The 22,626-nt window shown below is 58.1% G+C and carries 23 protein-coding genes; 10 read left to right on the top strand and 13 right to left on the bottom strand.

What is annotated here, in order from left to right; genetic code table 11:
• Nucleotides 1–22: 22 nt before the first annotated feature.
• Nucleotides 23–3,436 (bottom strand): carboxypeptidase-like regulatory domain-containing protein, encoded by a 3,414-nt coding sequence (locus tag AC5S26_RS15440; protein ID WP_494185799.1) that lies wholly within the window; start codon nucleotides 3,434–3,436, stop codon nucleotides 23–25.
• Nucleotides 3,437–3,826: 390 nt separating this feature from the next.
• On the opposite strand from AC5S26_RS15440, the gene AC5S26_RS15435 reads away from it, so the two are divergent.
• Both AC5S26_RS15435 and AC5S26_RS15430 read left to right on the top strand, forming a co-directional pair.
• A complete protein-coding gene (locus AC5S26_RS15435; RefSeq protein WP_494185798.1) occupies nucleotides 3,827–5,095 on the top strand; it encodes a DUF2264 domain-containing protein in 1,269 nt (422 codons plus the stop codon).
• Between the two features lie 22 nt (nucleotides 5,096–5,117).
• The gene (locus tag AC5S26_RS15430; RefSeq protein ID WP_494185797.1) at nucleotides 5,118–7,247 is read left to right on the top strand and encodes an outer membrane protein assembly factor BamB family protein; all 2,130 of its coding nucleotides are present in this window, start codon (nucleotides 5,118–5,120) and stop codon (nucleotides 7,245–7,247) included.
• 39 nt (nucleotides 7,248–7,286) lie between these two features.
• Here the strand turns inward: AC5S26_RS15430 and coaD are convergent, their stop codons facing one another.
• The gene (coaD, locus tag AC5S26_RS15425) at nucleotides 7,287–7,778 is read right to left on the bottom strand and encodes a pantetheine-phosphate adenylyltransferase (RefSeq protein ID WP_494185796.1); all 492 of its coding nucleotides are present in this window, start codon (nucleotides 7,776–7,778) and stop codon (nucleotides 7,287–7,289) included.
• A gap of 120 nt (nucleotides 7,779–7,898) precedes the next feature.
• Between coaD and AC5S26_RS15420 the strand changes: the two genes are divergently transcribed.
• The 3 genes from AC5S26_RS15420 to AC5S26_RS15410 are packed head-to-tail and all read left to right on the top strand — an operon-like array spanning nucleotide 7,899 to nucleotide 9,809.
• Nucleotides 7,899–8,495, top strand: coding sequence for an RNA polymerase sigma factor (locus AC5S26_RS15420; RefSeq protein ID WP_494185795.1), 597 nt, complete (start codon nucleotides 7,899–7,901; stop codon nucleotides 8,493–8,495).
• Nucleotides 8,492–9,010, top strand: coding sequence for a hypothetical protein (locus AC5S26_RS15415; RefSeq protein WP_494185794.1), 519 nt, complete (start codon nucleotides 8,492–8,494; stop codon nucleotides 9,008–9,010). The genes AC5S26_RS15420 and AC5S26_RS15415 overlap by 4 nt, the downstream gene beginning before the upstream one ends.
• A 1-nt stretch (nucleotide 9,011) precedes the next feature.
• Nucleotides 9,012–9,809 carry a Spy/CpxP family protein refolding chaperone gene (locus AC5S26_RS15410; protein WP_494185793.1) on the top strand — a complete coding sequence of 266 codons (798 nt, stop codon included), beginning with the start codon at nucleotides 9,012–9,014 and terminating at the stop codon, nucleotides 9,807–9,809.
• Between the two features lie 70 nt (nucleotides 9,810–9,879).
• Here the strand turns inward: AC5S26_RS15410 and recA are convergent, their stop codons facing one another.
• Together recA and AC5S26_RS15400 are read right to left on the bottom strand one after the other, a co-directional pair.
• Entirely contained in the window at nucleotides 9,880–10,956 is a 1,077-nt protein-coding gene (gene recA / locus AC5S26_RS15405; protein WP_494185792.1) for a recombinase RecA, read from the bottom strand.
• A 100-nt stretch (nucleotides 10,957–11,056) separates the two neighbouring features.
• Complete coding sequence (locus tag AC5S26_RS15400) at nucleotides 11,057–12,622, bottom strand: FAD-dependent thymidylate synthase (protein ID WP_494185791.1); 1,566 nt, start codon at nucleotides 12,620–12,622, stop codon at nucleotides 11,057–11,059.
• 174 nt (nucleotides 12,623–12,796) lie between these two features.
• Between AC5S26_RS15400 and fabG the strand changes: the two genes are divergently transcribed.
• The 3 genes from fabG (at nucleotide 12,797) to AC5S26_RS15385 (ending at nucleotide 14,648) form a co-directional block, all read left to right on the top strand.
• On the top strand, nucleotides 12,797–13,543 hold the full coding sequence (fabG, locus tag AC5S26_RS15395; protein ID WP_494185790.1) for a 3-oxoacyl-[acyl-carrier-protein] reductase: 747 nt from the start codon (nucleotides 12,797–12,799) through the stop codon (nucleotides 13,541–13,543).
• Nucleotides 13,544–13,567: 24 nt separating this feature from the next.
• Nucleotides 13,568–14,062, top strand: a complete 495-nt coding sequence (locus AC5S26_RS15390; protein ID WP_494185789.1) for a GNAT family N-acetyltransferase — start codon at nucleotides 13,568–13,570, stop codon at nucleotides 14,060–14,062.
• Between the two features lie 181 nt (nucleotides 14,063–14,243).
• Nucleotides 14,244–14,648 (top strand): helix-turn-helix domain-containing protein, encoded by a 405-nt coding sequence (locus AC5S26_RS15385; protein ID WP_494186121.1) that lies wholly within the window; start codon nucleotides 14,244–14,246, stop codon nucleotides 14,646–14,648.
• 57 nt (nucleotides 14,649–14,705) lie between these two features.
• Here the strand turns inward: AC5S26_RS15385 and AC5S26_RS15380 are convergent, their stop codons facing one another.
• The 7 genes from AC5S26_RS15380 to AC5S26_RS15350 all read right to left on the bottom strand — a co-directional run bounded on the left by AC5S26_RS15380 (nucleotide 14,706) and on the right by AC5S26_RS15350 (nucleotide 19,774).
• The gene (locus AC5S26_RS15380; RefSeq protein WP_494185788.1) at nucleotides 14,706–15,518 is read right to left on the bottom strand and encodes a rhomboid family intramembrane serine protease; all 813 of its coding nucleotides are present in this window, start codon (nucleotides 15,516–15,518) and stop codon (nucleotides 14,706–14,708) included.
• Nucleotides 15,519–15,622: 104 nt separating this feature from the next.
• Nucleotides 15,623–16,111: a hypothetical protein gene (locus tag AC5S26_RS15375; protein ID WP_494185787.1), complete on the bottom strand. Its 489-nt coding sequence runs from the start codon at nucleotides 16,109–16,111 to the stop codon at nucleotides 15,623–15,625.
• A gap of 116 nt (nucleotides 16,112–16,227) precedes the next feature.
• On the bottom strand, nucleotides 16,228–17,232 hold the full coding sequence (locus AC5S26_RS15370; protein ID WP_494185786.1) for an MBL fold metallo-hydrolase: 1,005 nt from the start codon (nucleotides 17,230–17,232) through the stop codon (nucleotides 16,228–16,230).
• Between the two features lie 42 nt (nucleotides 17,233–17,274).
• A complete protein-coding gene (locus tag AC5S26_RS15365; protein WP_494185785.1) occupies nucleotides 17,275–17,535 on the bottom strand; it encodes a hypothetical protein in 261 nt (86 codons plus the stop codon).
• Between the two features lie 10 nt (nucleotides 17,536–17,545).
• Nucleotides 17,546–18,007 (bottom strand): MaoC family dehydratase, encoded by a 462-nt coding sequence (locus tag AC5S26_RS15360; RefSeq protein ID WP_494185784.1) that lies wholly within the window; start codon nucleotides 18,005–18,007, stop codon nucleotides 17,546–17,548.
• Nucleotides 18,008–18,065: 58 nt separating this feature from the next.
• Nucleotides 18,066–18,932 carry a 3-hydroxybutyryl-CoA dehydrogenase gene (locus tag AC5S26_RS15355; RefSeq protein WP_494185783.1) on the bottom strand — a complete coding sequence of 289 codons (867 nt, stop codon included), beginning with the start codon at nucleotides 18,930–18,932 and terminating at the stop codon, nucleotides 18,066–18,068.
• A 44-nt stretch (nucleotides 18,933–18,976) separates the two neighbouring features.
• A complete protein-coding gene (locus tag AC5S26_RS15350; RefSeq protein WP_494185782.1) occupies nucleotides 18,977–19,774 on the bottom strand; it encodes a PP2C family protein-serine/threonine phosphatase in 798 nt (265 codons plus the stop codon).
• 88 nt (nucleotides 19,775–19,862) lie between these two features.
• Here AC5S26_RS15350 and AC5S26_RS15345 point away from each other — a divergent pair, with 88 nt between their 5' ends.
• Nucleotides 19,863–20,729, top strand: coding sequence for a DNA-methyltransferase (locus AC5S26_RS15345; protein ID WP_494185781.1), 867 nt, complete (start codon nucleotides 19,863–19,865; stop codon nucleotides 20,727–20,729).
• Here the strand turns inward: AC5S26_RS15345 and AC5S26_RS15340 are convergent.
• Nucleotides 20,726–21,646 carry a metallophosphoesterase family protein gene (locus AC5S26_RS15340; protein WP_494185780.1) on the bottom strand — a complete coding sequence of 307 codons (921 nt, stop codon included), beginning with the start codon at nucleotides 21,644–21,646 and terminating at the stop codon, nucleotides 20,726–20,728. The two genes, AC5S26_RS15345 and AC5S26_RS15340, sit on opposite strands and share 4 nt — an antisense overlap.
• Before the next feature lie 48 nt (nucleotides 21,647–21,694).
• On the bottom strand, nucleotides 21,695–22,114 hold the full coding sequence (locus AC5S26_RS15335; RefSeq protein WP_494185779.1) for a hypothetical protein: 420 nt from the start codon (nucleotides 22,112–22,114) through the stop codon (nucleotides 21,695–21,697).
• A gap of 47 nt (nucleotides 22,115–22,161) precedes the next feature.
• Between AC5S26_RS15335 and AC5S26_RS15330 the strand changes: the two genes are divergently transcribed.
• Nucleotides 22,162–22,626, top strand: a complete 465-nt coding sequence (locus AC5S26_RS15330) for a vitamin K epoxide reductase family protein (RefSeq protein ID WP_494185778.1) — start codon at nucleotides 22,162–22,164, stop codon at nucleotides 22,624–22,626.

Genomic DNA, 22,626 nt, shown 5'->3' with positions numbered 1-22,626 from the left:
TCCTTTGTTGATGGGTTTTTTTCTAGAAGAGAGCCTTCAGACCAAGCTGCAGCTGCCGTGGCGGGAAGGCAGAAGAGATCGTTCCAAAGTTGCTGTTTGTGGTGGTCAGGTTCAGACCGTTGAAGTTCGTCCGATTGAGGATGTTGAAGGCGTCGGCCTGGAACTTGACACGAACACGCTCAGTAATCGGGAAGAACTTCGAGAGCGTCGCATCCGTCTGCGCCAGCCCCGGTCCTAATACAGCGGCGTAAGGAGCATTGCCATAATTTGCTCCGGTGGGAACTGTGAATGGATTCGGGCAGCCGGAGTTTGTCGCACCGCAAACATAGCCGTTGCGGCCTGCGTGGTTATTAGCCACGATCTTCGTGCCCGGAGTGTAATTTGGACGCACGTTACCGACACCTAGAGCCGATACAGCCTGCACGTTGCTGTATCCGCCGCTCTGCAGACGGGCTACACCGCTCACCTGCCAGCCTCCAATGGCTTCGCGAATCACGAAGTTATGACCACGGAACTCCGGTCCCTGAATCACGAAGGTAGCGACAAAGGCGTGTCGGCGATCGTTGGAGAGTGGACCATAGTTGTAACTGAGGTTGCTCCAATTCTCGAACGTTTGGGTATTGTTATTACCGTTGTTGGAGTCGCCCAGAGCCTTCGAGAAGGTATACGCAATCGTGCTGGTTACAAAGCCTGCACGCTTGGAAGCAAACACCTGCAACGCATTGTAGTTGTAGTTTGAGGAGAAGCGGTTCATGTTGATGGTCGTGAACCCTCGATACGGATTGGAGTAGGTGGTGTTGGTGATACCATTCGCTCTGTTCGCCGCCACGACTCCTAGGTTGGGAAAGTTGACGTTTGGCGTGGCAAGTTGGCGATGCGCCACATTGCCAACGTAGTTGAGCTCCAGCAGGACAGTACGTGTGAGCTGACGCTGTACACCAAAACTGTACTGGTAGGTGTAGGGATTGTGTGAAGTTGGATCGATAGCGTTGATCGTTCCCTGAGTCGTTGCGGCAACAGCAACACTGTTGAGTGTAGCGAGGTTGCCGAAGTCCAGGTTGGTATTGGACAGGAACGGCGCGATATTCAACTGACTGAAGATCAGGTTACCCTGAGCGCGATAGAAGAAAAGACCAATGCCGCCACGGACGACCGTCTTGTCGTCTACCGAATAGGCAAATCCTAACCGCGGACCGAACGCACCATGCATCTTATAGAATCCGCGCGGCGCGCCGGCGGGAATCAGGGGAAACAGTGCCGTGTTTACATTAGGTACGCGAATTTGCTGATCGGCAGGAACACCGTCGCCGGCTCGAACGAGTCCGGCATAGGGATTGCCGCCCTTGGTCGTGTCGATTCTACCGTTGGGAAGAATCGTAACTGGCGTCGATGCAGCATAAACAGCTGGATCGAAGTTAGAGATATTGTTGCCCTGCGTATAAAAGGGGAAGATGCCCTGCCAACGTAGACCGAGCTCCAGGCTGAGTTTGCGGGTCGCTTTCCACGAATCCTGAACAAAGGCCTCTGGCTGGGTAAACCGGAAGTGGCCCATCGGATCGGCGCTCGCTTCGGAGTAGCTGTTGAAGTTTCCTAAAAAAGCATCCGCGAGCGAATAGCAGGTTGTGTTGACATTAGAAGCCCTGGCAGCCGTGCAAGTTGCGGGCTGGAAGTTTGCAGTGCCCGTGTAGTTGGCGCGCCCATTCTGATCGACGCGATCACGAATAACAACAACACCTGTCTTGACGGTGTGATTGCCTTTGATCCAGGTGAGAGTGTCTGCGACTTGGATGTCGGTGGAGGGTGACAGCAGGGCAAAGTTAGGCCCTTGCATTCCAGCAAAGTTTGTAATGTTTACCTGTGGAATTCCGTTGGGGTATGTACCCGCATTGGGGTAGATTTTTGCGTACTGAAAACCGTACGTCTCGCGCTTCCAATTGTCACCGGTGGGAGGAATGCGCTGCGCCGCCCAACTGGTGTTCGCCTGAGCCACGTTGATCAAGTTAGGACGTGCCGCCCAGGTGTATGCCACCAGATAGCTCTGTCCTGGCCGATTGCGAATGGTTGGAGTCGTATTCAAAATACCAGCATTAGCGAAGGTGCCGAACGGATCGGTCAGCGTGTTCTGATCATGAATCCAGCGGCCATAAACGGAGTGCTTCTGGTTGATGACGTAATCAAATCGCACCAGATCCTGGTGAAAATCCAGAGGGTTGCTCGGAGCCAGAGTCAGGTTGTTGCTCGGAATGCCGCCGTCCCGATAGCTGAGCCCCGCAGCCGAAATGGTGTTATAAACATTGGCGATGGCGCGACCATCCGGCGTGATGCGCGACGCTATATTGTTATTTGGAATGGGATTTGCAGTGCCGGGCTCGTAGAGCTGACCGGACGACGTAGAGCACACCCCGCTGGCATTGAAGCCGCTTCGGCATAGGGCCGAGAAGTCTCCGTTCAACATTGCCGTCGTGGGCACAGTGAAGGTTTGCGCAACCGCCTGTTGGCGAAGGCGCTTCCACTCTTCACCCACGAAGAAGAACAGCTTGTCCTTGATGATGGGACCGCCTACAAAGAATCCGAAGTCGTTATAGATCAGCTGCGTCTTCTGCCGTGCAATGTAGTTGGTGGCGTCGAGGTAGTTGTTGCGGAGATACTCGAACGCTCCTCCATGGAACGAGTTCGTTCCACTCTTGGTAACGATGTTGAAAGACGGACCCGAGGTGCGACCGAACTCCGCCGAAGCGTTGGAGGTGTCGATCTTAACTTCCTGAATAAAGTCAGGGCCGACATTGTTCATCAGGGAGCCGTTTGAACCCGCGACCTGGTTATAAGCACCATCAACCGTAAGATTGCCCGTATCGGACCGATTACCATTGATCGTCTGGTTTGTCGACGCCAGCGAAGTCGTTACCGAGAAGATGTCCGGATTCGTTACCACAGCACCAGGGACCAGGGTAAGAAGCTGCGTATAGTTGCGACCATTCAATGCAAGGTTTTCAACCTGCTTGGAATCGATCACGCGAGCTAACTCGCCTGACGTTGTGTTAAGCGACTCGACTGCTCCACCCTGCACCTCGACCGTCTCGGTAGCCTGCCCCACGGGCAGCGTGAAGTTCGACGTCACCTTTGCGTCTGCGCTGATCGAGACATCGGACTGCTTTGCCGTCTGGAATCCCGTCTTCGTCACCGTGATCGAGTAGACCCCAATTGGCAGGTTCGTGACGATATAGTTTCCGCTCTGATCCGATGTCACAGAGCGCGTCGCCTGCGTATTCATAGAAGTGATCGTGATCGCTGCATCGGAAACCGATGCACTGGTTGGATCTACGATCGTTCCTGAGATCTGTCCGAAGCTGCTCTGCGCACGCGCCTCAAGACCTGAAAAAGCGACCGTAACCGCCAGCAGAAGAATGTTCCAAACTTTCCAGAACCTATATTGCATCTCTCAACCTCCCCAAAAAAACTTACTGAATGCGCTCATAAGAGCTGCCTTTTTATTGGCAGTCTCCTCGAAGTTCATTCCCTTTTCCGGCGAAAACGCACGTCCGGAGCTTCGCAAAAACACTTTTTCCAGCGATGCCATTAACGAGTTTGAAGAGCATCTTTGTCAAGCATCCGCTGTTAGCAGTTCAGGTACAAAATCATTGAATTGTCACGTTTTAGTCACGATCTTTCTATCGAAAGACAGTTCCATATCATCCGAAAGATGGAGCCCCGTTTCCCGCCACGATGACGATCGCCGTCGCGTTTTGGCTGCATCTGCTGATACGCCGTCCGTTGTGATCCTGAACTCATCTGAAGTAAGGTGGCAATGACAACGGATGGACTTACATTGATCACTTCACACGAAGACACGACTTCTACCAGACGGGGGTTTCTCAAAGGAGCTCTCGCCATCGGCGCTGCATCGACAATTCCAGCTGGTGCAGCGCAATCGCAAACGACATCGCCTCTGGGCGGAGATCGTCCCTACTTGATTGAAGTTATGCGCCGCGTCTCGAATCCTGTCCTCGAAGCAGTAGGCAACGCGCAGCTCCGTGCGACGATGCCGGTCGAGGCTGGCGCCGGGCTTGAGCAGGAACGGCGAAAGTCTACGCATCTTGAGGCCTTCGGCCGTCTGCTCTGCGGCATCGCTCCCTGGCTCGAAAGCACTGTCGAAGACAAGACTGAAGCATCTCTTCAATCGAAATATCGCGAATGGGCGCGCAACGGCCTCCGCTACGGAACCGATCCTGCTTCGCCCGATTACATGAACTTCGGAATGACTTCGCAGTCTGTCGTCGATGCCGCCTTCCTCGTCCTCGGTATTCTGCGTGCTCCAAAGCAGCTCTGGGAGCCGCTCGATCGCACGACGCGGGCCAATCTCGTCAAAGCCCTCCAGGAGACTCGCAAAGTTCTCCCCGGCCAATCCAACTGGCTTCTCTTCTCCGCCATGGTCGAGGCCGGCCTCTGCTTCATGGGCGAATCCTGGGACGCCCTCCGCGTCGACTACGCCTTCCAGATGCACAAGGAGTGGTTCGTCGGCGATGGAACCTACGGCGATGGCGCGCACTTCCACTGGGACTACTACAACAGTTTCGTTATCCAGCCCATGCTCCTGCAGGTGCTCGAAACCGTTCCGGAGAAGTCTGCCATGTGGCGCGACCTCAAACCCGTCGCACTCGAACGCGCACGGCGCTACGCCGCCATCCAGGAGCGCCTCATCAGCCCCGAGGCCACCTTCCCCGTTATTGGCCGCTCGATCACCTATCGCTTCGGAGCCTTCCATCTCCTCGCCGACATGGCCTTGCGCAAACAGCTTCCTGAACATGTTTCACCGGAACAGGTTCGCTGCGCTCTCACCGCCGTAATGCGCCGCATGATCGAACGTCCCGGGACCTTTGACGCTAAAGGCTGGCTCACTATCGGCTTCGCAGGTCATCAGCCCAGCCTCGGCGAGCCCTACATCTCCACCGGTAGCCTCTATCTATGCGCTGCCGCATGGTTGCCCCTTGGTCTGCCGTCCAGCGATCCCTTCTGGTCCGGTCCCGCCAAGCCGTGGACCGAAGCCAGAATCTGGAATGGTGAGGATCTCCCTGCCGACCATGCTTCTTCCGTCTAGTTCATAAATCCAAAAGCAATCCATGCACTATGATGGCGCCGTGAATCTTTCGGCGACGATCCTTTCGTTATGCGCTCTTCTGCCCTGTCTTCCAATGCAGGCCCAGACCGACTGGCCTACGACTGGGGCTACTCCTGGCAACTCTCATTACTCCACTCTTAACCAGATCAACCGCTCCAACGTCTCGCGGCTCAAGGTCGCATGGAAATTCGAAACCAACGAATCCGGCGGCCTCGAGACTACCCCTATCGTTGTGGATGGCGTGCTCTACGCCTGTACGCCCAGTCAGAAGATCATCGCTCTCGATGCTGCAACTGGAAGATTGATATGGAAGTTTGACTCTGACATCAAATCCACCCGCCCCAGTCGAGGCGTTGCCTTCTGGACGAGCGAAGTCAAGAAGGACAGGCGGCTCCTTGCAGGAATTGCAAACTTCCTCTATGCCCTCGATCCAGCCACCGGAAAAACTGCTAAGGAATTCGGCCATAACGGCCGCATCGATCTGCGCGAAGGGCTCGGCCGCGATCCCCAGGCGCAGTCCATCGCGCTCACCTCGCCGGGCGTCGTTTACAGAGATCTCATCATCGTCGGCAGCAGTACTCCTGAAACGCTGCCAGCACCTCCCGGCGACATTCGCGCCTTCGATGTCCGCACCGGTGTCCTGCGCTGGTCCTTCCATACCATCCCGCATCCCGGCGAACCGGGTTACGAGACCTGGCCTGCCGACGCCTGGAAGACCTCCGGCTCTGCCAACAACTGGGCTGGCATGGCCGTAGACATTGACCGTGGTGTCGTCTATGTCCCTACGGGTTCCGCGGTGCCAGACTTCTACGGAGCCTCCCGTCTCGGCGACAACCTCTACGCCAACGCACTCCTCGCTCTCGACGCTGCAACCGGCAAGCGTCTCTGGCATTTTCAGGGGGTCCATCACGATATCTGGGATCGCGACTTCCCTGCCCCTCCCATCCTTCTCAGCGTGAAACGTGATGGGAAGCAAATTCCTGCGATAGCGCAGACCACCAAGCAAGGCGTGCTCTATCTCTTCAACCGTACCGACGGTAAACCTCTCTTCCCCATCGAAGAGCGCCCTGCCGTTGCCAGCACTACTCCCGGAGAGGTCACCGCCAAAACCCAGCCTCATCCGCTCCTGCCCGAACCGTTCGCGCCACAGACTGTCACCGAAGCAACCCTCACCCAGCGAACGCCTGCCGCGCATGAGTGGGCCGTCAACCGCCTTCGCGAGATGCGCAACGAAGGTCAGTTCACTCCTCTCAGCGTCGGGAAGGACACGCTGATCTCACCCAGCTTCGAAGGGGGCGCCGAGTGGGGAGGACCCGCTCTCGATCCCCAGACCGGCATTCTCTACATCAACGCCAACAACCACGCTTCCATGGCGACTCTTGCCGTTGACACCGGCGAATCACCGGGCCGCTCTGTCTACCTCACCCGATGCAGCACCTGCCACGGCGATCATCGGCAGGGCTCGCCTCCGACCTTTCCTGCGCTCCTCGGCATCACTCAACGACTCTCGCCCACCGAGATCACCGCCACCATTCACGAAGGCCGCGGACGCATGCCCGCCTTGCCGCTTCAGGGAAAATCTCTCAGCGACCTTCTGTCATACCTCGATACTCCCACCGATCCTCTCCCTGCGAAGGAAGAGAGATCGTCTGATTCACCTTCTGCTGAGCCCAGAGCCGACGCATCAACGGCATCGCGATACGTCATGACCGGCTACCGTCGATTCAACGACCCTGACGGCTACCCCGCCACCGCTCCTCCCTGGGGCACCCTCAACGCCCTCGACCTCGCGACCGGTAAATATCTCTGGAAGATCCCCCTCGGCCAATACCCGGAGCTCGCCGCCCAAGGAATGGCCGACACGGGGAGCGAGAACTACGGCGGCCCCACCATCACTGCAGGTGGCCTGCTCTTCATCGCCGCCACCAACTTTGACCACAAGATCCGCGCCTTCGACAAAACCACCGGCAAGCTTCTTTGGGAAGCCACCCTGCCCTTCGCCGGCAACGCCACCCCAGTCACCTACCAGGTCAACGGACGCCAGTACCTCGTCATCGCGTCCGGAGGCTCCAGCCTGAACCCACGCGGCGCAACTGGCGGAGTCTACGTCGCCTTTGCCCTGCCTCGGTAATACCTTTTAAAAGAGAGCGGCGGCGCCGGGCTGCACCTCTCAACGCCCCGCAACCTTCGCCTTCAGCCTCTCAACCACCAGTGGAGGCACCAGCGAAGAGACGTCTCCCCCCAGCTCAAACACTCCCTTAATCAGCCGCGAGCTTACATATGTGTACTTCTCCGCCGGCATCATGAACAGCGTCTCCAACTCCGGGTCCAGCTTGCGATTCATCATCGCCATCTGAAACTCATACTCGTAGTCGGAGATCGCCCGAATCCCCCGCAGAACCGCCTTCGCCCCCTGCTCCCTGCAGAAATCCACCAACAGGCCGTCGAAGGTCGCAACTGATACATTCCCCACGCCCTGCGTCGCCTCCGTGATCATCTCCACCCGCTCTGGAACCGTGAATAGTGGTGTTCCCTTCTCCGAATTGCGCAGGATCGCCACCACCAGTTGATCCACAATCTTGGCCCCCCGAGCGATCAGGTCAAGGTGCCCGTTCGTCAGCGGGTCAAACGTGCCCGGATAGATTGCTTTTATCGTATGCATTCCAAAGCAGCATATCCTGTCTCGAAAAAAATATCCGGTCCCGTGTAGTCTTCGCCTGCGGCCTCCCGTCTGTTCTGTTAGCCAGGCGAAAGCGCAATCGCTTCAGCCTGCGGCGGACGCATGTCTACAAAAGCCCTATCCCCGGACCTCCTCGAAGCCCCACAGGCTGCCGTGCTCCCCACGCCCTTTGACAATCTCGCCGCCGTCATCGAAACCCACCGCCCTCGCGTCTTCCGTTTCCTCTTCGTTTCCCTCCGCGACTCCGATCTCGCCGAGACCCTCACTCAGGAGACCTTTCTCCGCGCCTGGAACTCTCGTTCCAGCTTCCGCGGCGACTGCTCCATAGCCACCTGGCTCACCCGCATCGCTCTCAACCTCATCCGCGACCATACCCGCACCCATCGCTTCCGTTTCTGGCGGCGCGTTAACGTCCAGGCCGTCGATCCCAGTGAGATCGCAGCCCTTGTTCCTCATCCCGGCTCGCTTGCAGATTCGCGCCTGATCGCCTCCGAGCAGGTCACTCTCATCTGGCAGATCATCGCCACCCTGTCCCCCCGGCAGCGCACCATCTTCCTTCTTCGCTTCGTAGAGGAGATGGAGTTGACTGAGATCGTCTCCGCCACCGGCATTCCCCTCAGCACCGTTAAAAGCCATCTCTACCGCGCTCTCGCTCACATCCGAACGCGTCATGCAGAACTTACAAGGAAAGCCTTATGAGTCTCCAAAACCATCTCACTCATCACCAGCTCTCCGAGGTTCTGATCGCCTCCCCACAGGAGACCTCGCCCGAGCTCGACCTCTTCCGGGAGCATCTCCGCGGCTGCCCTGCATGCGCCGATAAGCTGGTCTCTCTTCGCACCCCCCTTGCCCTCTTTCGGGATACCACCACTGCCTGGGCCAATCAGATTTCGGCCAGCCACTCATGGGCGCCGATGACTCTTCCCGCCGCAACCCTGCCCACATACTCTCGTAACCTGGCCGGATGGATGCTCGCCGCCGCACTTCTTCTGGCTGCGGCAATTCCCATCGCGCTTCACGATCACCAATCCGCCACGCCAACTCATACCGCAACAGCTGCCACTTCGCAGCCATCCAGCCTCATCGGAGATGAAGCCCTCCTGGAGGAGGTCGACCAGACCCTCTCCTCACCAATTCCATCCCCCATGCAGCCGCTCGCAGATCCCACGGCGGGTCGCTCCAGCCAGATCGACTCCACCCCAAGGAAGAACTGATATGACCCGAAACCATCTCTTCGCCTTTATTCCCGCCGTCTTCTTCTCTCTTCCAGCGCTCTCCCAGCAGCCTGCTCCTGCCGCCCCACCCGCTCCCGGCGTCCATGTCGAAGGTCCCAGGGCTCCGCGCGGCAGGGCTCAGGACTTTCACTACCGCGCCATCAACGCAGGGGATCCAGGAATGCGCCCGGATCTCCGTATCGCTCCTCCCGGCATGTGGTGGAAGAATCCTGATATCGTCCAGAAACTCACTCTCACCTCCGATCAACAGAAGCGTATGGACGATATCTTTCAGCAAAGCCGCCTCCAGCTCATCGATCTCAAAGCAAATGTCGAGAAACAGGAGGTCATGCTCGAGCCCATGCTCTCAGCCAATCCCCCTGACACCAACAAGGTGCTCGCCCAGATCGATCACGTGGCTGGAGCTCGCGCCGAGCTCGAAAAAGCCAACGCCCGCATGCTCCTCGGCATCCGTGGCGTCCTCTCCGCCGACCAATGGACCAAGCTGCAGGCCGAGCAGCGCGATAATCAGCGCTTCATGTTCCACTTCAAAGGTGGACCCGAAGGTCCCGGCTTCGGCCCCGGTCCTCGAGGCTCCGAGGGTTTCAGGACCCAGCCTGGCGGACCCAGCACTCTCAAAGTGAATCCTGGAGGCCCTGTTAGCCTGCTTGGTCTTCCTCCCCTGCCCGACTTAGGCCCGGAGATTGGAATTTCGATTGGAGGAATCGCTCCAGAGGATCTGGATAGCCCAAATCTCGACCTAAGCGTCCCTTCTCCCGACGTCGATCTCGATCGCTAATTTTGAACCAGGAAGAAAAAGCCCCGCTTTTGGCGGGGCTTTTCTTTAAATCCATAGCGGCGGCCAGAATCTAGGACCGTTTGCCCTTGACGGCTTCGGTTGCAGCTGTCGCGCCATTCGCCGGGACAGCGGGAACCTCGACGTCTCCGTTGGTCGCGACGATGCCGAGTTTTTTGCGAACCTCAGCATCGATGCGGCTGAAAACATCCTTGTTTTCCTTCAGGAAGTTGCGAACGTTCTCACGTCCCTGTCCGATGCGTTCGCCCGAATAGCTGTACCATGCACCGCTTTTTTCGACGACATTATGCAGCACTGCCAGATCCAGCACGTCGCCTTCTCGTGAGATTCCTTCGCCGTACAGAATGTCGAACTCGGCATCGCGGAAAGGGGCTGCAACCTTGTTCTTCACGATCTTGACCTTGGTGCGCGAACCGGTGACGACATCGCCTTCCTTCACCGCTCCGATACGACGGATGTCGATACGCACCGAGGAGTAGAACTTCAGCGCGCGGCCTCCGGTCGTTGTCTCCGGGTTGCCGAACATCACGCCGATCTTGTCACGAATCTGGTTGATGAAGATCAGGCAGGTCCGAGACTTCGCAACCGTTCCGGTGAGCTTGCGCAGCGCCTGGCTCATGAGCCTTGCCTGCAGTCCCATGTGCGAATCGCCCATCTCTCCGTCAAGCTCTGCCTTCGGCACCAGCGCGGCAACGGAATCGACGACAAGAACATCGATCGCTCCCGAACGTACCAGCGCCTCGACGATCTCCAGCGCCTGCTCGCCATAATCCGGCTGCGAAACCAGCAGGTTATCGACGTCCACGCCCAGCTTCTTGGCGTAGGCCGGGTCAAGCGCGTGCTCCGCGTCCACAAACGCAGCCAAGCCGCCCGCCTTCTGGGCCTCCGCCACAATCTGTAAAGTAATCGTCGTCTTACCCGACGACTCAGGGCCAAAGATCTCTACCACGCGTCCGCGCGGAACACCGCCAACTCCCAGCGCCGCGTCAAATGAGATCGAACCGGTGGAGATGACCGCAATCGGGACAATCGCCTCCTTGGCTCCGAGCCTCATAATCGAGCCCTTGCCGAACTGCTTTTCAAGCTGAGAAAGCGCCGTCTCTATTGCCTTGTTGCGGTCATCTGCCACGTGATCGTTCTCCTCGGTAATGTCAAAGCGGATTCTAGCATTTAAAATCTTAAAAGCAAATAAAAGGCGAATACAACTAAAGCGGAACGGAATCGGTAGCTCACCGCCGCAGCAGGTCCACCGGTTCGTTCACATCCTCGATCCGGAATTGCGAGGCCAGCGTCGGATGCCGCTCCGCCACCGCCTTGTACATCTCCCACGCCACGCGCCGATAGCTGAAGTGGCCCGCAACCCCTGAACGCAGCTCGGAGATATAGAGCGCCTCTGCGAAGTCCATCTTGAACATGGCCCGGCAGCGCGTTCCCAGCGGAAGGCAATATTGCCCCGACTGAGCTGCCTCATCGATACCGGAATCGCGCAGCGCGCGATAAGCACCCAGTGCCGCATCCATCGCCGACTTATACTCCTTCGCGAGATTCGCCTCGGCCAACGTCGGTTGACCGGGGCAGACTGGCTCCTCGTATCCATGCGCATCCGTGAACGGCTGTAACAGCTGCACACAGCGGCGATGACGGTGCATATCGCGGAAACCTCCGATATCCATCAGGATGTCGAAGCGAAATCCGCGACCCGCACTGAAGGCCCGCAACAGCTCATCGTGCCTGCCGCGATGCTTCGTTCCCAGCGCAATCAGTTCGTCACGCTGCGATGCCGTTAGGGCAGCCACGTTCGATCGCAACTGTCGGTAGGAATAGTGACAGTTCGGATAGAGCAGCGAGGTCGCAAGTTCGACCTCCAGCGGCTCCGAATCGTCCAGCAAATCGACCACGGGAGCAGGATCGATCGCCTGCCCCTTCATCAACGTCGCAGCTGCAACGGCAAGCTCTTTACGGCTCTCTTCAAGATAGGCGTTCGGCGTCGCGTACTTCACCAGCGTAGGCGCCGTCTTTACCGGACGCATCAGCATCTCGGTCGCGCGATGCGCGCAGTTTCCGTCCACTGAGCCGATCTCCTCACACAGCACCTGCGCGTCGGCGTGATAAACATTCCACGCAGGCTCCGTCGCAGCGCGTCGCAGCTTCTCTCCGATCTGGCGAACCTCGGCAAATGGGCTCGTCAGCAGCCGCGAGACCTGCGTCTCCAACGTCCTTGCATTTACGATTTGCCCCAGCGAAGTATTCGTCGCCAGCGGAAGAAGATAACGGGCCACATCGAACGCACGCGCCTTGAGTGTGCGTTCGTAAGCCTCCGGCTTCATCTCTTCCGGCCGCGAGATCGCTGCTTTCAGCGCGTCCAGCATGCCAGCCCCCACCTGCTGGTATGCCTTGAACATCGCCTCGATTGCCGCGGTAAAGACGGGCGTCTTTGCGCCCAGCTCAGGGGTATACCAGCCGGAGCGCCGAAAATCCTGATAGCGCGTGGAACGCTCCTGCCCGTCCCAGCGCTGCTCATCCACCAGCTCGATCGCTGCCAGCAGGCTTAGGCGCTCGATGGCAAACGGGATATGTGCAAGATCGGCGATCGAGCGGTGCCCGTACTGAAAATAGAACGTGTTCAGAAACTGCTCGGCACGCTGCGCGCTGATCTCGACCAGCGACTCTTTCATGCTCAACGCGGAGCGCGAGTATTTGGCCATCGCATAAGCAAGAACCTCGGGATCGGCTCCGTGAATCGCATAAACATCGGTCTCAGCAGAGGGGGAAAGGGCTTTTTTCTCGTCCGACATGGTGAACCACAGAATACGTCACTTGAAGCCTTGGAAAATTCCCGGCATCTTATCCCTGAGATGTTCAGCATTCTCAAATCACTTCGCTCGCGAGCTTGAGGTTTACATCTGGTGCCTGCGCCGCGACCAATCTGTCGATTCGTATAATGCAAAGACATAGAAGTTGGAGGAATATTGAGTACTCTCAGCAATCGCATCGCATTGGTTACAGGAGCTTCGCAGGGAATCGGACGAGCCGTGGCGCTCGAGCTGGCTCGTAAAGGAGCGCAGGTCGCACTCGCCGCGAGAAATATCGAAAAACTGTCGGCCGTGGAAGCAGAGATCGTGGCTGCTGGCGGAACCGCCAAAGCCTTCGCGCTCGACGTAGCCAGCGAAGACTCCATCAAGGAGTGCGCCAAGGCCGTCATTGCCCACTTCGGTAAGGTAGAAATCCTGGTCAACAACGCCGGCATCACCCGCGACATGCTCTCCTTGCGCATGAAGCGCGCCGACTGGGACAGTGTTCTGACCACCAATCTCACCGGAGCCTTCCTGCTCACGCAGGCAGTCATGTCATCGATGGTGAAGAACCGCTGGGGAAGGATCATCAATATCACCTCAGTCGTCGGCCAGACGGGACAGGCCGGACAGGCCAACTACGCTGCCTCGAAGGCCGGACTGATCGGGATGACCAAGTCGCTGGCCCGCGAGCTCGCCAGCCGCACCATCACCGTCAACGCCGTCGCTCCGGGATACATCGAAACCGCGATGACCGCCGTCCTCACCGAAGAACAGAAGAAGATGAACGCCCAGTACATCCCGCTCGGACGCGTCGGGACCGACTCCGAGGTCGCCTACGCCGTCGCCTTCCTCGCATCGGAAGAAGCCAGCTACATCACCGGCCACACGCTGGACGTGAACGGTGGAATGCACATGGCCTGAACCGCTTCTACCTAGGAACAGCGAATGCCGCAGATCGCCATCAGGGAAGCCAGGGAAGAGGAAGACATCGCCGCTGCGCGACAGCTGATGCGTGAATACGGAGATCACTTGGCCAGCAACCCCTCCGGCGCCGCGAGCATCTGCCTCACGAACTACGAGCAGGAGCTGGAGCGCCTGCCGGAAGGCTATGCAACAATCCTGCTCGCAAAAAGCGACGGCATCGCCGCCGGCTGCATTGCCCTGCGGGAGATCGCCAGGGACGAGCAGGCCTGCGAGATGAAACGCCTGTGGGTCAACTCCAACTTCCGCGGCCTTGGCCTAGGACGCAAGCTCATCGAAGAGGCCCTCGCCTGGGCCATCCGGGGAGGCTACCAGGCAATGTATCTGGATACGGTTCCTGCAGCGATGCCGGAGGCTGGACGCCTTTACGCCAGCCTTGGTTTTATCCCCGTCCAGCGCTACAACGACAACCCGGTCGCCGGGGTTGAATTCTTCGCAAAACGCCTCGTAAACGTCTGATAAATCGCCAACCGTCTGTTGTCGTAATAGGTTCCAGAACCTAGCGGGGTTCAAGTAGGACTTCAGGTTATGGCATCCATCCTGATGCAGATGAACCTCGGCTGGTACAAACCACAGTAACGGCGAAAGATAGGGATTGACCCCCGCTCTGGCGATGTTTACTTTGTGGCTAATGGCCACCATGCAAACACTTCCTGCCGAGCTTGTAAATGAGTCCGCCGAGACTCTTTCGATTGCACTGAATATTGGAAATACGATCCGGGGCTACCGTCTCCAGAAGGGTATGTCGCAGGGCGACATAGAAAAGCGCACCGGATTACTCCGCTGTTATCTCTCCCGGGTCGAGAATGGCCATACCGTCCCTTCGCTTGAGACCTTGCAGAAGATCGCCCGCGCCCTTGACCTGCAACTGGCGGAGTTCTTCGCCGAAGAGATCGTCAGCAAGGAGATGTCGTCGCTTCACCTCAAAGAAGACGAGATCCGCTTCCTGACCCAGATACAACGCTATTCCGCCAACCTGGGCGAGAGCGATCGCAGGCTGTTGCTGGCCATGGTCAGAAAGTTTGCCCAGACGGCCCTGAGCTAAACAGGGCCTTCTCCTATGCTTTATCTTTAGTCCCTATTCCCAGCCCTAGTCCCTGCCTTATCGCAGGTTTGCGATCCAGTGCCCGAAGAGCGCAAGAAGAAGCGCCGCCACCGCGAAGGTAAGCTTCTGCCGCGCCAGATAGCGTGATCGGCCGCTGGTCATACGCGGAACCAGTGGGACACCAAGCGCGAGGCCGGACAAAAAACCTCCGACGTGCGCCGAATTGTCGATGCGAATCAGCGGCAACACAATGGTCGCAAGCCCTATCACCAGGTTGAGCCCCGCGAATTGAATGACCGACCGGCGTAGGCGGTGCAGTTCAAATGCAGGAATTGGCAGCTTGTGATTCGAGAGCAGAACAATGAGGATTCCCGCGATGCCGAAGACGGCCCCGGAAGCTCCCGCGCCTACCGAGACGAAATCCCGCATCAGGATATTGACCAGCAAGCTCAGTAGGTTACCCGCCACCCCGGTTAGCATATAGACGGCCACCATGCCCCATGGGCCCAGAAGCGGCTCTCCCAGCAGCCCCAGATTCCATAGACACCACATGTTGGTCAACAGATGGATCAGGCCGACATGGACAAAGGTGGCGCTCAGCAGGCGATACCATTGCCCGTGCAGCACCAGGGCTGGAACATTAGCTCCAAAATGGATCAGTTGAGCTGGAGTCGGCGATGCCGGATCGACCCCGTGAAGGACCATCCAGAGAAAGACGGCACAGTTGATCCCGACCAGCACATACGTTCCCGGCGCCGACAGAATACTGCGCGCGCGCCGGCGAGGGGTCGGAATATCTTCCGCGATATAGGCTCCCGGCGGATCACCGGATGGAAGGATCTCTCCTTCAGGTTGATGAGAGGATGACATGAGGTCTTTCCTTCTAAACTACCAAATGCCGAGGCCGAGGCGGGGATAGGAGCAAGAAGAAGGAGGGCTCGATGGCCCTCCTGATACTGATTCGCTGAGAGAACTCAGGCTGCCTTGGTAAACCGATTGCGGAGGTCGGAGGGGATATGCTGCTGGACGATCTCCCCCAGAAACCCCGGGAGCGGTGTAGCAATCGCGACCAAAACCCAGAGCAGCGTAGAGAGGACGAGGCCAATCACGGCAACGGCTTCAAGCGAAATCGCTACTGCATGGGTCTGGTAAAGGTGAAGCTCAACCTTGCCGATATGAGTGATCAATTCGACCCGGTGAATGATTACGGCTGCGAGCAGAAACGCGACGATCGATAAAGTGCTAACAGAGATCAACAAAACATCGATAGTTCGGGCGACGCGTTGCCTCCGTCTGCAATGGCTGCACTCTTCAAAATGCTGCTCATAGTCAGTCCGCATCGCCGGCGAAAGGCCCGAAATGTCATAGCGCCAACCAGAGAGAATCGCTCCCACGACCTGATCGGTGCAGGAAGTGGAACGCTCATGGACACTGGCGGCAGGTACTGATGCAAATCTTTTCATCGTCTTTTCAGACTTCCATTCTACCTGTTCGATAGCCCAAAAGCGGAAAAAGATTCGTTTTCCCAGGTGGCGGCACCGATACCAGGTCTAAATCAATCTGGAGATAATCTACTTATCTACAGAGAGATAGGGGCCAAAGGAGCCATCTGTTCTGCGAGTAGAATTCGATTTCCCAACAGCGCAGGATGATGCACAAGAGCCTGTTCCGCCGCCAAACGTGCCAGCTCCGGTGCGTTATTCGACTCCGATAAGTGTCCTAGGACAATGTAGGTCGCATTGCCATCGTAGTCTCGCTCCAGGAATTCTGCCGTGGCCATGTTCGAAAGATGGCCAACCCGGGAAAGAACACGCTGTTTAACGCTCCAGGGATAGGGTCCGTCCTTCAGCATCTCGAGATCATGGTTGGATTCCAGCAGCAGGACGTCGATGCGCTTCAGGGCAGCCTTGACATTGGGCGGCATGTAGCCAAGATCGGTGGCCAACGCCATGCGAATCCCCTCCGATGCAAAGACAAAGCCGCAGGGATCAGCCGCATCATGCGGAATCGTAAAGGGAGTGATCTCGATATCGCCAATCGAGAACTGGCGTCCGGAGCGGAAGTACTCGACCGCAGGCAGGTAGGTCGGATCGGCCTTCACAGGAATCTTTTGCACGCTCTCCGGCTCCTCAGGTTCAGCGCAATCCGAAGCCCCCTCCGTCCCGGAGGAAGCGCTCTCGGCTGCAGCTGACATGCTGTCGCAGATTCCTGGCTCAAGTGCGCTCGCAGAGGCCACGGCGTTCGCGCGAGCTTCTTTCTCCTGCTGCACATGGTCGAGCCACTGTGCGTACGACATCGTCGTGCGCGGTGTCAGCATGCGAACCCACGCACGATGCGTCGGCTCGGTAAGGTAAACCGGAATGTCCAGTTTGCGGGCGAGAACCCCCAGCCCGGCAACGTGATCCTGGTGCTCATGCGTGATGAGAATGGCGTCCAGCGCCGCCGGGTCTTCCCCGGCGAGCAGCATTCGCTTCAAAAGCTCGCGGCAGGAAAGCCCGGCATCCACCAGAACCCGCGTTCGCGAAGAGGAGATGACCGTGCTGTTTCCCTTGGACCCGGAGGCTAGCACTGTCATACGCATCATGGATCTACAATACGCCCGATCGTTGTGGGTTTTCGGGCAGGTTTACTGGTTTGGTTCCGGAATCTGAGGTACCGGAAATTCGATCCGCGCAATCTCGGAAAGCAGGATGGAATAACCGGCGCTACCCTTCTGAATCCACGTGCCATCAGGACTCCGCGTCACTTCGAGGCAGAACAGGTCAGGCGTCTCTCCCTCGTCGAAGACGAAGAGGAGTTGCGCCACCAGGCGATCATCCTGGATCGTCTCCAAGGCAACCACCTTATCGATCAGCGATGGAAGCAGAGCGCGTTCAGCTGGGGTCACTCTGTAAGGATCACTTCTGTACGGAGTGGCGCAGAGGCGCGAGAAAGTTCACCGTCGAGCGTAGAACAACCTCGTTGCGCTGGTTATAGGCGAGGGTTCGCGTGCGCACGACACCATAGTCGGGGCGCGAGTTGGAATGCCGCACGCCGACGACCTCGATCTCGGTGCGAATGGCATCGCCAGGACGCACCGGCTGGGTCCAGCGCATCTCCTCGACCCCGGCGCCGATCATGCCGCCGGAGACCGGAACCGATTGCACCCGCAGCCGCATCACAATCGCCGCAGTCAGCCAACCGGAGGCCGCCAGCCCCTTGAAGAAGGAGCCTTCGCCCGCCGCCTCATCCAGATGGAAGGGCTGTGGATCGTATTTCTGGCCGAACTCCTTGATCTCTTCAGCGGTCACCTTCGCGCTTCCGACCGAGTTCATCTTCTGGCCGACATAAAAGTCTTCAAAGAACATCTCTTTCGGCATGAAATCTCCTGATGAGTAGTTTACCTTCATGCAGTCTAAGCAACAGATGGCCCAGTCCCTAAGAATAGGTATAGAACCCACGTCCTGACTTGCGGCCCAGCCATCCTGCATCCACCATGCGAACCAGCAGTGGGCAGGGACGATACTTCGGATCGCCGATTCCCTGCTCCAGCACACGCATGATATCCAGGCAGACGTCGAGGCCAATGAAATCGGCCAAGGTCAGCGGGCCCATCGGGTGAGCCATGCCAAGCTGAAAGATCTTGTCCACGGCCTCCGGCGTCGCGACCCCCTCCATCACCGCAAAGACCGCCTCGTTGATCAGGGGCATCAACACGCGGTTGGAGACAAAACCTGTGGCATCGTTCACCTCGACCGGCGTTTTTCCCAGCGCGATGGCAAGCGCCTGAACCCTTTCGAACGTCTCCTGCGAGGTCTGTAAACCGCGGATCACCTCGACCAGTTGCATCATCGGCACCGGATTGAAAAAGTGCATGCCGATGACCTGTTGAGGCCGTGAGGTCTGGGCCGCCAGCTTTGTGATCGAGATCGAGCTGGTGTTGCTGGCGAGAATGACCTCAGGCCGAAGGATGCGGTCGAGGTCGCGGAAGATATCGGTCTTCACTTCAAACCGCTCCGTAGCAGCTTCGACGGCAAAGTCACAAATCGCAAGCGCCTCGCGATCCAGTGCAGGGATGATACGGGCACGAGCTTCGTCGGCCTCTTGCCGCGTGATCTTCTCCTTGGAGACCTCACGGGAGAGATTTTTTTCGACCGTGGAAAGCCCGCGGTCCAGCAGATTTTGCGCGACATCGCAGAGCAGAACCCGATAGCCCGCGCGCGCGACAACGTGAGCGATGCCATTTCCCATGGTCCCGGCACCCAGAACAGCGATGGTTGTGATCTCGTTCGTAGGATGACTCATAGGATGGTTGGACGCGACCGCAGTCTATCAGCTTCGAGGATGTCTCAGGCGCTCACGCGCCTCAGGGCGACCAGGAGCACCGTGATGTTGTCGCCACCACCCTTTGCGTTGGCTGCCTCAATGAGCTCCCTGCAAGTAGAGTGCAACACCGCCTGCGTGACGGTCGAAGGAACCCGGCAAAGGATCGAAGCAATCTCATCCTCTGAGAGGTCGCGGGTCAAGCCGTCCGACGCGAGCACGTAGAGGTCGCCTTCCCGCGGAGGATAGCTGCGAATCTCCGGCTCAACCGTAGCATGCGATCCTACGGCGCGCGTAATCAGATTGCGCATCGGCGACTCGATCGCCTGGGCAGCCGTAATCTGCCCGGCCCGGACTTGCTCCTCCACCAGCGAATGATCGTCGGTAAGTCGCTCGAGATTCCGGTCACGCCACAGGTAGCAACGACTGTCCCCCACGTGGACCAGCCACAGGGAGTCCTCCGGCAGCGGGGCAGGGGTATCGTCCGCAGCCGTCCCTGCGTGCACCAGGCCAACCAGCGTAGTGCCCATGCCGTATAGCTGCGGAGTCTTCTGGGCCTGCTGGAAGATAGCGCGATTCGCCGCCTGGACTGCCGCGTTGATCCGGATTTCAACAGGCTTCGCCACAGTCCCGTTCAGCGCCATTTGCGACAAAAACGTCTCGGCGGCAAGATGGCTGGCAACCTCGCCCCCGGCAGCCCCGCCCATGCCGTCGCAGACGACAAAGGCCCCGGATGCAGGCGAGGCAGCGCAGATATCCTCGTTGCCGCGCCGTACCCGGCCGCGATCCGACAACATAGCGAAGATGAGGTCCTTTATTGCCACGAAAAATTCTGACCCGCAGAAAACAATACACGCTGATCGGAAGAAGGCAAAGACTGAGTTAGTGTTAGGAGGAAACGAAAGGGGTTGGATGGACAAAGGCGGCAACCGCATTCTGCTGGCAGACAACTTACAGGCGCTGCGGCAGATGAGAAGTGAATCCGTGGAACTGATCTACGTCGATCCCCCGTTCAATACCGGCCGTAAGCAGACCCGGCCCCAGCTCCGGACTGTCCGGGATGAGACTGGGGATCGCACCGGTTTCGGAGGCCGCCGCTACCGCACCGAACGGGTAACCGGTGAAAGGGCTGGAGCCGGTTACCTCGATCAGTTCGACGATTTCTTGGGCTTCCTGCGTCCTCGCATGGAAGAGGCCTACCGCATCCTCGCCCCAACTGGCTCTCTTTTCTTCCACATCGACTATCGCGAGGTGCATTACTGCAAGGTGATGCTCGATGAGATTTTCAGTACGGAAGAGGCGATGTCTGGCCGCGACTGCTTCCAGAACGAGATCATCTGGGCCTACGACTACGGCGCGCGATCGAAGAAAAAATGGCCGGCCAAGCACGACAACATCCTCTGGTACACCAAAGATCCGAAGCGCTACACCTTCCACCTCGAGGAGTGCGACCGCATTCCCTACATGGCTCCGGGCCTGGTCGGCGAAGAGAAGGCCGCTCGCGGCAAGACCCCTACCGATGTCTGGTGGCACACCATCGTCTCTCCCACGGGCAAGGAGAAAACGGGCTATGCCACACAGAAGCCGCTGGGCATCCTCGAGCGGATTGTGAAAGTCCACACCAACCCAGGCGAGACCGTGCTCGACTTCTTCGCCGGAAGCGGAACTACGGGCGAGGCCGCGGCTAAGCATGGCCGCAGCTTCGTACTCGTGGACGAGAACATCGACGCCGTGAAGATCATGAAGCGAAGATTGGCTGCCTACCTGCCAAAAAGCTAGGTGTTGTGAGGATCGACGGACTTGAAGCCGTAGGTCTCATAGCGTGTGGTCAGCTTGCCGTTGGAAACCGTCACTACCGTAAAACCTTCGGGGGTTCCCATGCGCACGCCCTGCCACCAGTTGCCGGAGACGGCTCCGCTGGTGACATAGGGGATGCCGTGCCACTCCACCCGCTCGTTGATATGCGTATGACCCTGCAGCACGCCCAGCACATTGTGGCCTTCGAATAGCGGCAGAACCTCGTTGGCATTCGCTACCGTCATGCCATGGTGCGCCTCCGGCGAGGCCGGAATCGGAACATAGGAAGAAAACGCCGAAACTAGCGGGATGTGAACGGAGACGATAACCGGAGTTCCCTTGGGAAGAGCAGCTAGGTCCTGCGAGATCCACTGCATCTGCTCCGCATCGATACGGCCCTCGTAAGCTCGGTCGGAGGTGACGCCGATCGAGTCCAGCACCAAGAAGTGGTGCCCCTTATGGTCGAACGAGTAATACGTCTTGCCAAACCGGTCCGTGAAGAGCTTTTTGCCGTAAAGGGGGTCCGTCGGAGACACACCGCTCTTGGGAAAGATCCCGACGACATCGTGATTCCCGATAGTGTGGTGAACCTTCATCCCCAGATCCTGTTCTGTCTTGCCGTAGAGATCGAAGAGCGAGAGCGCGCGTTCCTTGGGCACAGCGAGCGAATCGAAGACGTGATCCCCACCCTGGATGGCGAAGTCGGCCTTAATCCCACGCGCTTTTTTGAAGGCCATTTCCGTGCCCTTGGCCGCATCCAGCTCCGGCTGGATGTGAGTGTCAGTGAGAAAAAGAAAAGTGAAGGACTCGCTTGCAGGAGCGGCGATCAGCGATGCAGGAGCAGCGGCGGCAGCGCCTGCGGCGCCAAGGAGGGTAAGGAATTCGCGGCGAGTAGTCACGCGCTCATTTTAAGCCGCTTTTGTAACAGAATGAAGAACGGATGAATTTTAGCTGGAGAGGGCTACGGCTAATACCAGACCGAGCAATCCAGCAACGACCACCACTCCGACGATCAGAGCGCGCTTTTTGTCCGTGTGACGGTGGCGGAGATGGTTGTACCCGCCATAGCCGTTGCGGATGACTTTAACTTCTTCGTACTTCAGCGTCGCATCGGTCCTGGTGTCGACGTCGTAAAAGGTAAATTCCTTCTGCCCTTTCGATACGAACGAGCCAAACGCCTCCTGTCCCTGACGGGGAATCACACTGATCTTGCTTCCCGGCACGAGTTGTTCCACCTGCTGCTGGATCTTAGCGGCATCAGCCGAGAGAACCGGCAGCTGTTGTGAGAAGGAGTGTGAACTCGCTGCGAGAGAGACAGCAAAAGATACTGCCAGGATGGCTCTGCGTACAACTCTCCAACGGGACATCGCCCTACGCTAGCACAGGTAGTCCAAAACGAAGTTAGAATCGAACGATGAAGTATCTGGTGGCTTTGCTGGCAGTTGCAGGTCTTGTCGTTTCGGCGATGGCGCTTCATGTGCACTATATGGACCCCTCCCAGGCTCCGCCCTGCGCGGTGACGGAAAAGTTCGACTGCGGTGCAGTCAATCACAGCCGCTTCGCGGTCCTCCCTCCTCGCACCTTCGATGAACCCGCCACCGGCGGCCACCACATTCCGGTTGCAACCATCGGAATTATCGGCTACGTGCTGATCGCCGCCTTCGCGCTGGCCGGATGGCGCTGGCTCGCGTTCCAGGCATCGCTCATCGGCTTTCTCTGCGCGTGTTTTTTGAGCTACCTCGAGGCCTTCGTTCTCCAGAAATGGTGCATCTACTGCTTATGGTCGCAGATCATTCTTACCGCAATCCTGCTCGCGACCGGCGTCATGCTGGCCCTGCAGACCATGCGAGCACGGCAGCTGAACACAGTGGAAAGGTAG

Source organism: Edaphobacter sp. FHG110511_03, assembly GCF_059115365.1.
Note: the sequence above shows the minus strand (reverse complement) of the source record. Positions and strands in the feature narration are given on the sequence as shown.